This window comes from Mycobacterium sp. E796 (genome assembly GCF_001672815.1).
Lineage (GTDB): Bacteria > Actinomycetota > Actinomycetes > Mycobacteriales > Mycobacteriaceae > Mycobacterium.
In genome coordinates this window covers 1-8319 of sequence record NZ_LZKK01000187.1, presented here as the reverse complement: position 1 = coordinate 8319, position 8319 = coordinate 1, and the positions used below count along the sequence as shown (strand labels likewise).

Genomic DNA, 8319 nt, shown 5'->3' with positions numbered 1-8319 from the left:
TGCAGCACCCGCAGCGCGGCGCGCGCGGCGCCCACCGCCGCCGGCGCCAGGCCGGTGTCGAAGATGAACGGCCGGGCCGCGTCGATCAGGTGCGCGCGCACCGCCGCCGGACCGAGCACCACCCCGCCCTGGCTGCCGAGCGCCTTGGACAGCGTCGTGGTCATCACGATGTCGGGCGCGCCCGCGAGGCCGAGCTCGTGCAGCAGCCCGCGCCCGCCGCCGCGCACCCCGAGCCCGTGCGCCTCGTCGACGATGAGCAGCGCGCGGTGGCGGCGGCACACCTCGTGGAGTTCGCGCACCGGGGCCAGCGAGCCGTCGGCGCTGAAGACGGAGTCGGTGATGACGACGGCGCGCTCCTCGTCGCGGGAGCCGAGGGCCGCGTCGACGGCGGTCACGTCGCGGTGCGGCGTCACCTGCACCCGCGCGCGCGACAGCCGGCACGCGTCCACCAGCGAGGCGTGCGAAAGGGCGTCGGACACCAGCAGCGAACCGGGGCCGGACAGGCCGACGACGGCCCCCAGGTTGGCGGTGTATCCGGAGGAGAACAGCAATCCCGACGCGGCGCCGACGAAGTCGGCGAGCTCGGACTCGAATTCCTCGTGCAGCTCGGTGTCGCCGGTGACCAGGCGCGAGCCGGTGGCCCCGGCGCCCCACATGCGCAGCGCCGCAACTCCGCCCTCGATCACGTCGGGGTGCTGGGACAGCCCGAGATAGTCGTTGGAAGCCAGGTCCAGCTCGGTCGTGACGGCGGGACGCGGGCGCAGCGAGCGACGCAGCCCGGCCTCGCGGCGCTGCTTCTCCACCGCGTCCAGCCACGCCAGCGGTGATACCTCGATCGGTGCCCGCGGGAAGGCGTTCATGGCCTTAGAGCCTACGAGTTGGTTCGACGACCCGGACGCAGCCCTTGCGTTGGGGCTGGCCGATGACGATTTTGCTACAGCGTGTTGGCAGTACCGTTGGCACCCGAGGAGCCGTTTTGGGTCGGGCCGTGCCCGCCGGGACCACCTAACCCGGCAGTGGCCGTCGCGCCGGGCAGGGCATACGCGTTGCCCCCCTTGCCACCGCTGCCGCCGGTGCCCAGCGTGCCAGTGAAGGCGCCGCCGGCTCCGCCGGCCCCCCCGGTGGCTATTCCCCCGGCGTAGTCGAAGGCAAGGCCGCCGTTGCCGCCGGCGCCGGCGCCCAGATTTCCGCTACCACCGGCACCACCGTGGCCGGCGGTGGCATTCAGTATCACTGGCGCGTTGGAGAACCAGGTGCGCTCACCACCCGTGGTGAAGGGGTAGTTACCCATAACCGCGTCACCACCGTTGCCGCCCGCACCGCCGGTGGACAAAGGCCCCGTGCCATTCCCGCCGTCGCCGCCGTTCCCGGCGGTGATGGAAAGCCCGAATCCGTCCGCGAGCACACCCCCGCCGTCACCACCGCGCCCGCCGCCCAGGAACCCGTCTCCACCATGGCCACCGTTACCGCCAATCGAGACGCCGTTCCCGCCGTTCCCGCCGGCACCACCGGTGAAAACCGCACTCGTCCCGCCAGCGCCGCCGTCGCCGGGCGTCCCGAAAAAGCCGACGCTGCCACCGTTCCCGCCGGCCCCACCGTTACCCACCAGACCGGTGGCATTGCCACCGATGCCGCCGGGGCCGCCGTTACCGGCGAACCACCCGCCGTTACCGCCGTTACCGCCGGCACCACCGGCGAGAAGCCCACTGGACCCGCCGGCCCCGCCGGCCCCACCGTTTCCGAGAAATAGCGCGTTCCCACCATTCCCGCCGGCCTGGCCGGCCCCGCCGGCGCCGCCGTTGCCGCCGTTGCCGATGAAACCGGCGTTGCCCCCGCGGCCGCCGTTAACCCCGTTTCCGCCGTTGCCAAGCAGCCATCCGCCGTTGTAACCATCGGGGTGCGCCGCCGTCCCGTTAGCGCCGTTGCCGATCAAGCCGCCCGTCAGTTGGATGAAGGGCTGCCCAAGTGCCGCTTTCACGTCGTTGATGACGATTCCGACGTCGGTCAGGTTGTTCCCGACGAGCGGGTCGGTGCCCGTGGGCCCGAAGGAGCCGAGATTTAGGCCGATGTTGGACGGCGGGCCGGTGTTGGACATCATGTTTATGGCCAGGCCTGTCGAACCCAGAGAACCGATGCCGCCCAGCCCGACTCCGGGCAGTCCCGGGGATCCGCCGGTGACCGTGCCGCCATTCAGGTAGTTCGTGAGAACGGACGCCAAGATGCTGTTGAGGGCGTTATTGCTCTGCGCGGCCTCGACATAGAAGGGACGCAGGAAGTTGTAGCCACCCAAAAACGCGTTCCCGCCGTTGCCCGCGTTGCCACCGGCGCCGGTGGTGCCGGCTCCACCGTTCCCGCCGGTACCGCCGGTGATCGCGGCGAAGCCTCCCAAATCGTTATTGAACACCGAGCCGCCGTTGCCGCCGTTGCCGCCGATGACGCCGTTGCCGCCGTTGCCGCCGTTGCCGGCGAGATAAATCCCGGAACCGCCGGTTCCGCCGGTGCCGCCGGTGCCGACCGTGCTGTTCCCACCCATTCCCCCGTTCCCGGGATGTGCCTTGAAATCCAACGGGCCGCCGAGGTTGAACCAGCCGGCGCCGCCACCGGTGCCGCCGTTACCGCCGTTACCGCCAGACGCCGCAGCCGCCCCGCCGTCCCCGCCGATCGCGCCGGCGCCGATGAGGAACCCGCCGGCCCCGCCGTGTCCGCCGTTTCCGCCGTTACCGCCGAAGAGCCCGGCCTGGCCGGTGCCGCCGAGGCCGCCTATACCGCCGTTACCTAGGAGGGTGGCGTTCCCACCGTTTCCACCATTCGCGCCGGCCCCACCGATCCCGCCACTTCCACCATTTCCCACCAGTCCGGCGTTACCGCCGTTGCCGCCGGCCTCCCCGGGGACATTCGAGTTCCAACCATTGCCGCCGTTGCCGAAGAAGATCCCGCCCGGCTTGCCATTCGGGCTGGAAGCCGTCCCATTCGCACCGTTACCGACGAGCGGGGTCCCGAGGAAGGTATCGCCGACCAGGTTGATGTTGTCGATGATGGTCTGCCACGAGAAGGTGTAGGGGAATATGGCCGCCGGCACGCTTTGCGCTGGCAGCAACGGCGAAACGTTGACCGCCTCCGCAGCCGCGTAGCTACCCCCCGATCCAATCAGGGCCTGCACGAACTGCGCGTGGAATGACGCCGCCTCAGCGCTCAAGGCCTGAAACTGCGCGCCGACGTCGGAAAACAGCGACGAGATCGCGGCCGACACCTCGTCGCCGGCGGCCGTCGCCACTTGGGTCGTCTGAGCTGCCGCCGCCGAATTAGCAGCACTGATCGAGGAGCCGATGCGTGCCGCATCAGCCGCCGCCGCGACGAAAATGTCGGGCGCTGCGATCAGATAGGACATCGCCGACCTCCGCAAATCGCCGCGAGCCCGCACGCCCCCACACGACGATCACAATCCAATTGGCAAAGTGAAAACGTACCGTGTTCGGCGCGCGTCTTACAACGTTTCTCCAGATCTCGCCGGTGGCCACCCACGCACGCTGCGGCGGGTCCAAAACTACGACCGAGCGGCGACGGGCGATTCTCGCTTGCCGCCCCACCCCGCCACGCAACGGCGACCCGACGCCCCGAGGCTGCACCCGACCGGTCACAGCGGCTTCCCGCGGATGGGCCGCGGACACTGCGGCCACACCCGTGACGATCGGGGCACATAACGTCGGTCATCTGTTTTCGCCTTAATCCATCCTAAGTCACGATTGCAGAAAGGATCTACTACTTTTGGTATTTTGCGCATGTTTAATAACGGCCGACGAAGTTCTTCACATTGCGCGAAACGCCGATCGGCCACAAACGACGGCCCCGGGGCGGCGACGTTTTGGTCCCTCGACGCCAACAGCGCCCGGCGCACGGGAGCCGATCGTTCACCGCAACGAGGCGGTAGCGCATCGACCGCCAAATCCCACCGCATCGTCCACGAATGTGCCTGTCAGTCAGCACAATTGGGCATGTCCCCCCAGCGGACGGTCGAGCACAGTGGGACGGGGCGTTGCGTATGTCGAGACAATCGCCCGGCCCCGCGACCTCCCGAGTTCCTCGGAAACCCTTCCCGACTTCGCCCTTTTCCACGTGAGGTTGCATTAGCTTGCCCAAAGCGGGCCGGCTAGGGCCCATCTGAAAACCGCAATTTGCATCACGAATCCCTAAGCGGTTCCGCAATGGAGTTTGCCCTTCGCGGACCGAAGGATTCGTACCATCCATCCCTCATCCCCAGCGGTTAGATACCAGATGCTTTGGGATGCAAGGAGATCGGTTCCGGATATCCGCATGCCAGGTCGTTAACTGACGGTAGTTATCCTCGCCTGAAATTGTTTACTGGATCCATTCTTAGCAGACGGAAGTTTAATAGCGAAATGCCGACGAGAAAATTGCTAAACCCCGACACTAGATGGAGAATTGCCGATAATAGAGGTTGTGTGGCGCATGAGGGGGAGCATGGAAGACGACGACTTTCTGGTAGCCGTGGGGGAAGCCGCGCAGGACGCGGTTTGGAAGACGCAGCATCCGCTCACCCACCACTTGGCGGAGGATGACCCGCGCCGGGTGCAATACCTGCGTGAGTACCAGATGTCGGTAGGCCGCCAGGTGCTGGCGGCGATCGAGAACCTGCGGCGTGGCGGTTCATGCGATGACGCACCCGCGGAATGCGCCACGGCGATACCGCCGAAGGTGGGTGTTGCGTCCTTCCGGTAGCGCAGACGCCGGCCGCAAGGTCGCGGCAGGGGCACTTTCCATCCGGCCCTGCTGACCGACCAGTACCCGACCGTCCGCATCGCGGTCCGTGAGCCAAGCAAGCGATCTCCGCGTGCTGCGATGACAAATCACCCACATGCTTTGGGCAAGCGGCGGTAGTTTCAGTCCTGCGCCTGTTGTGGCTGCCGGACGAAGGAGTACGGGTGAAAACCATTCCGAAGATGTTGGTTTTCGGTTCCGTCGAGCTTGTCGTGTTCGGCTCGATGGTGTTCGTTCCGGCGGGCACGTTCAACTACTGGCAAGCGTGGGTCTTTCTGGCAGTGGTCGCCGTTCTGGCGTGGGCGCCCACCATCTACTTGCAGCGGACGAATCCGGTTGCGCTCGAGGCTCGGATGCGTGGGGGGCCGACAGCCGAGACGCGGATGGCGCAGAAGGTCCTTATCGCGGGCTTGTACCTGTCGTTGGCCGCAATGGTCGTGGTCAGCGCGCTTGACCATCGTTTCGGTTGGTCGCGGGTGCCGACGGCGATCTGCCTGGTGGGCGATGTTCTGGTCGCCGCAGGACTGGGTGTGGTCGGGCTGGTGATCATCCAGAACAGCTATGCCGCCGCAACCGTCCGCGTGCAGGCGGGCCAGCAAGTCGTCTCCACCGGCCTGTATCGGCTGGTGCGTCATCCGATGTACAGCGGGAACGTGATCATGATGGTCGGCATACCCCTTGCGCTCGGCTCTTACTGGGGACTCGTCTTCGTCGTTACCGGCCTGATCGTGCTCACCTCGCGCATCCGCGACGAGGAGAAGCTACTCAAAAAAGAGCTGGACGGCTACCACGAGTACGCGCAGCAGGTCCGTTATCGCCTGGTGCCGTCGATGTGGTAGCAGCCGCAACTGCCGTTCCTGAAGATGCGTCGTGCTCGGCTTTACGCGTCGCTGGCCGGACCCGCCGCCGGCACTTCTTCGACCGAGGAGGGGTGTCCGCCCAACCGCTGGCCTAGGCCTCTGACGGAGGGGGCCTCGAACAGCGCGGTCACCTCGAGGTTGGCGTCAAGGGCCGTGTTGATCGTGGCGGTGGCTCGCATCGCGGCAAGCGAGTCCCCGCCGAGGTCGAAGAACGACTCGTCGATTCCGACGTGGTCCACCCCGAGTACCTGCGCGTAGATCCCGGTCAAGATCTGCTCGACGAGGCTGGTGGGGGCATGGTGGCCGTTACCGTTCTGGTTGTGGTCGGCTACTGACACCGTCGGTGCTTCGTGGTGGCTCGACCGGTCCAGTCGCGCACGCTTCCCGTCGTCTCGCACCTCGATCGACGACAACGGTCGCGTCGGGCCGGTGGTCATGGCGACCAGCGTCTCCTGGAATCGCTCGATCAGCGCCTCGATGTCGGCCGGTTCGAAAACGTCCGCGCGGAATTGGACATGCAGCTCCAACTCCCGGCCCGGCAGCGCTTGAACGGTGAGCGGGTAGTGGTAGTAGTCGCGGTTGGCGATGTCGGTGATGGCCAACCCGTCGGTCCCCGCCAAGGCGCCGGGATCGGCGGGGTAGTTCTCGTAGACGAACACGGTGTCGAAGAGTCTTGCGTGGCCGGTGACGCGGTGGACCTCGCTCAGCGCCAGGTGCTGGTGGTCCAGCGTGCGGTTGTGTTCGCCTTGCAGTTGATCCAGCAGGTCGGTGGTGGTGGTCTCCCCCGTGATGGTCGCCCGCACCGGCACGGTGTTGATGAACAGGCCGACCATCGAGTCCGCGCCGGGCACCTCGGCCGGCCGGCCGGAGACCACGGCGCCGAAGGCGACGTCGCGCTGGCCGGTCAGCCACATCAGCAGCTGGGCCCAGGCGGCCTGCAGCGCGGTGCTGACGGTGGTGTGCCGCGTGCGCGCCAATTCGCCGAGCGCCCGGGTGGTCTCTTCGGGCACCCGGAACGACGCAACGCCGCGCCGGCCCAGCCCGAACCAATCCGGCGGCCCCACCAGTGTGGGGGTGGCGAAGCCGTCGAATATCTCGCGCCACACCGCGCGGGCGCCGTCGACGTCACGGTCGGCCAGCCACGACACAAACCTGCGATAAGAACCGGCCGCGGGTAGCCGCTGGCCGTAATAGCTGGCGAACAGTTCGCCCAGCAGGATCGGCAGCGACCACCCGTCCAGCACGATGTGGTGATTGGTCAGCACGAACCGGTGCCGGTCTTGCCCGGTGCGGATCAGCGCGACCCGCAGGGCGGGCTGGTCGGCCAAGTCGTAGACGGCGGCGCGTTCGGCGGCGCAGACCTCCTGGATCTGCTCATCGACGTCCGCATCGCCCCCGCTGAGGTCGATATAGCGCCACGGAACCACGGGGTCAGCCGGGATGATCTGCACGGGTTGGTCGAACCGCGCGCTGAAGCGGGCTGCCAGGTTGGGGTGGCGGGCGACCACGGTGTGCACGGCGTCGCGCAGGCGGTGCTGGTCGAGTCGACCGCTCAGCGTGACGTCGAGTTGCACCGCGTAGACGTCGTCGCCGCCCTGGGCGGTGCTGGCGTGGAACAGCAGCCCCTGCTGAAGCGGGGTCAGCGGCAGCACGTCGGCGATGCGGTATTGCCGCGCCAGCTCGTCGATCTGCAGTTGGGTCAGCCGGGCGGGCGCGATATCCGACGGCGTCAAGCCGCCCCCACCACCGCGCACGTGCGCGCAGATGCCGGCCAGCGCGTCGAACCACAGCCGGCTCAGCCGGCTGACCCGCGCTTGATCCAGGGCCGACGGGGCCCACGTCCAGCCCGCGCGCAGGCGCGGACCGGTTTCGGAGTCCAGGGTGCCCGCGTTGAGTTCGACGGTGTGCATCAGCGGCATGGGCGTCGCCGCGGCGACGCCGGTCACCGACCAGCCGTCCTGGCGCATCTCCCAGATGTCCCCGGACACCTCGGTCGCCGCGGCGCCCAGCCGCCCGAGGTAATTGAACCCGATCGTCGGGTCGGGCCCCTCCAGGTCGACGTCGCTGTTCAGGTAGCGCAGCATCCCGTAGGTCAGACCGTCCGGCAGGGCGCGAAGCTGTTCCTTGGCGTCTTTGATCACCGCGCCCAGCCCTGCGTCACCGGCCAGGACCTGCGCCCAGTCCAGCCCGCCCACCGCCAGGGCCACGGGGTACTTGGTGGTGAACCACCCCACCGTGCGCGACAGGTCGACGCCCGCGTCCAGCTCCTCCTGGCGCCCGTGACCCTCGGCGTCGATCACGACGGGCGCGCCGCCGGTGCCCAGGAATTCGGCACACGCCAAGGCGAACGCGATCAGCAAGATCTCGTGGATGCCGGCGTGGAAGGCCGCGGGCACCTCGCCGAGCAGCATCCGGGTCGTCTCGGCGTCGAGTTCCACCGACAGGTTCCCGGCGGTCGCATAGGTGTCGACGGCGGGTTGCACGGCCGGCAATGCCGCGGGCAGCGCGGCGATCTGCCGCCAGGCGCGCGCCTGCTCCACCACCTCGGGACGGTGGGCGTGCTCGGCCAGCAGCGCCGCCCACCGGGCGAACGACGTTCGCGGCGCCGGCAGCACCACTTGCTGGCCGCCGCGGTGCTGGGCCCAGGCCAGGTTGAGGTCCTCGAGCAGGATCCGCCACGACA

At 68.1% G+C, this 8319-nt stretch carries 5 protein-coding genes; 2 read left to right on the top strand and 3 right to left on the bottom strand.

Annotation, left to right across the window (positions count from 1 at the left end; all coding sequences use genetic code 11):
• Both A5706_RS13685 and A5706_RS33005 read right to left on the bottom strand, forming a co-directional pair.
• Nucleotides 1–860, bottom strand: an 860-nt coding sequence (locus A5706_RS13685) for an 8-amino-7-oxononanoate synthase (RefSeq protein ID WP_068131398.1), incomplete at its 3' end; no start/stop codon positions are given.
• 74 nt (nucleotides 861–934) lie between these two features.
• Nucleotides 935–3388: a PE family protein gene (locus A5706_RS33005; protein ID WP_068131396.1), complete on the bottom strand. Its 2454-nt coding sequence runs from the start codon at nucleotides 3386–3388 to the stop codon at nucleotides 935–937.
• 1091 nt (nucleotides 3389–4479) lie between these two features.
• Here A5706_RS33005 and A5706_RS13675 point away from each other — a divergent pair.
• Both A5706_RS13675 and A5706_RS13670 read left to right on the top strand, forming a co-directional pair.
• On the top strand, nucleotides 4480–4737 hold the full coding sequence (locus A5706_RS13675; protein ID WP_068131394.1) for a hypothetical protein: 258 nt from the start codon (nucleotides 4480–4482) through the stop codon (nucleotides 4735–4737).
• A gap of 203 nt (nucleotides 4738–4940) precedes the next feature.
• Complete coding sequence (locus tag A5706_RS13670; protein ID WP_068131391.1) at nucleotides 4941–5615, top strand: isoprenylcysteine carboxylmethyltransferase family protein; 675 nt, start codon at nucleotides 4941–4943, stop codon at nucleotides 5613–5615.
• A 41-nt stretch (nucleotides 5616–5656) separates the two neighbouring features.
• Here the strand turns inward: A5706_RS13670 and A5706_RS13665 are convergent.
• Nucleotides 5657–8319, bottom strand: a 2663-nt coding sequence (locus tag A5706_RS13665; protein WP_068131389.1) for a condensation domain-containing protein, incomplete at its 5' end; no start/stop codon positions are given.

Excerpts from the sequence above, each read along its gene's own strand:
- A5706_RS33005 (WP_068131396.1), bottom strand. The coding sequence starts at position 3,388 with ATGTCCTATCTGATCGCAGCGCCCGACATTTTCGTCGCGGCGGCGGCT.
- A5706_RS13675 (WP_068131394.1), top strand. The coding sequence starts at position 4,480 with ATGGAAGACGACGACTTTCTGGTAGCCGTGGGGGAAGCCGCGCAGGAC.